The following is a 1613-nucleotide window of genomic DNA, read 5'->3' as shown; positions in this document are numbered from 1 at the left end:
ATATTATTATTATTGTTAAGTTTTGCATTATTATTCGTTGGAAATGTAATGATTGAGCGAAGTGATATTAGTAAATTACATGTACCCGCTAAGTTAGAGGTGCCAGAATCATTAACACACGCATTTATTGCGACGGAAGATAAAAGGTTTTATCATCATAACGGTTTAGACTATATAGCGATTATCAGGGCGTCTATTGAAAATATAAAAGCTGGTGGTGTTGTGCAAGGAGGAAGCACAATTACACAGCAGTTATCTAAAAATGCTTTCTTATCTAATGAACGTACATTTTCCCGTAAGTGGAAAGAAATTTTTTATACGAAAAAGATTGAACGTACATTCACAAAGGATGAGATATTAAAATTGTATGTAAGTAATATTTACTACGGAGAAGGCGCATGGGGGATTGAAAAAGCAGCAAACCTTTACTTCGGTAAAAAAGTGGATCAATTAACACTGGCTGAAAGTGCAATGATGGCTGCTATAGTAAAAGCACCGGCTTATTACTCACCTGCACAAAATTATGATAAAGCAGTTGAGAGACGGAATGTAGTTTTAAGGCTAATGGAGAAAGAAGGGTATATAAATCATGATGAATATGTGCAAGCAGTTAGTGAGAAATTAGTAATTCGCCATGATATAAAAACAGAGCAATCCATGTTAAAAAATGCCCGTGAAAAAGCAGTAAGTTAAAAGAAGTTCCTACATAGGAGCTTCTTTTTTTAATAATTTGTGACAAAAGGCGACACAATATTGTCACAAACGTTGTATTTTTGTAATTTATGTGAGCGTGTTCATTGCGTGACCTATGTAAGTATTGATATTATGTGTATTGTGTACAATGATGTATACAGAATATGAAATTAAAGAGGAATGTATATGAAATCATCAAACAAACTCATGGCTCTTGGTATAGTTTTTTCTATCGCAGTATTGATTGTAATCGGGACGATTGTGTATAGCATCATAAATGACAAGAAAGATAAAGGGAATGAGATGTTTGCTTATTCTACGCAACAATCTTTAGGGAAAGATGATGCTCCAGTTAAGGTAGTTGAATTTGGAGACTTTAAATGTCCAGCTTGTCGTACTTGGGATGTAACAGTATTACCACGATTAAAAGAAGAGTATATTGATAAAGGTAAAGTGCAGTTATATTTTATTAACTTCCCGTTTATCGGAAAAGACTCTGATTTAGGTGCAGCTGCCGGTGAAGCAATTTATAAACAAGATCAAGATTCATTCTGGATTTTCTATGATGAGATTTATCAAAATCAAAAGAAAGATACGGAAGAATGGATTACAGAAGAATTACTTCTTAATATTGTGAAAGAAAAGCTTCCGAAAATTAATGTAGAACAGTTTAAAAAAGATTTACACAGTAAAGAAATGAAAGACAAAGTACGTAAAGATTCAGATCGTGCTCAAAAATTAAAAGTTCAAGGTGCTCCTTCAGTATATATAAATGGGAATCTTGCAAACCCTGATTTCGATAGTATGAAGAAGGCGATTGATAAAGAATTGAAAAAGTGATGAGGTATCTCATCACTTTTTCGACTTTTTTCGATAAATTTCTTGCTTCGATTTTTTTTACATGCTATACTACTTTACAT

2 protein-coding genes are annotated in these 1613 nt (G+C 32.9%); both read left to right on the top strand.

The features are described from left to right. Positions 1-693, top strand: a 693-nt coding sequence (locus tag AB3X49_RS22685) for a transglycosylase domain-containing protein (RefSeq protein WP_367964890.1), incomplete at its 5' end; no start/stop codon positions are given. Between the two features lie 186 nt (positions 694-879). Further along, positions 880-1533 (top strand): DsbA family protein, encoded by a 654-nt coding sequence (locus AB3X49_RS22680; RefSeq protein ID WP_002091101.1) that lies wholly within the window; start codon positions 880-882, stop codon positions 1531-1533. Positions 1534-1613 lie beyond the last annotated feature (80 nt).

The sequence above is a fragment of the Bacillus sp. C30 genome (assembly GCF_040838255.1).
GTDB lineage: Bacteria > Bacillota > Bacilli > Bacillales > Bacillaceae_G > Bacillus_A > Bacillus_A mycoides.
Note: the sequence above shows the minus strand (reverse complement) of the source record. Positions and strands in the feature narration are given on the sequence as shown.

Coding starts and splice junctions, on each gene's coding strand:
- AB3X49_RS22680 (WP_002091101.1), top strand. CDS start 880: ATGAAATCATCAAACAAACTCATGGCTCTTGGTATAGTTTTTTCTATC.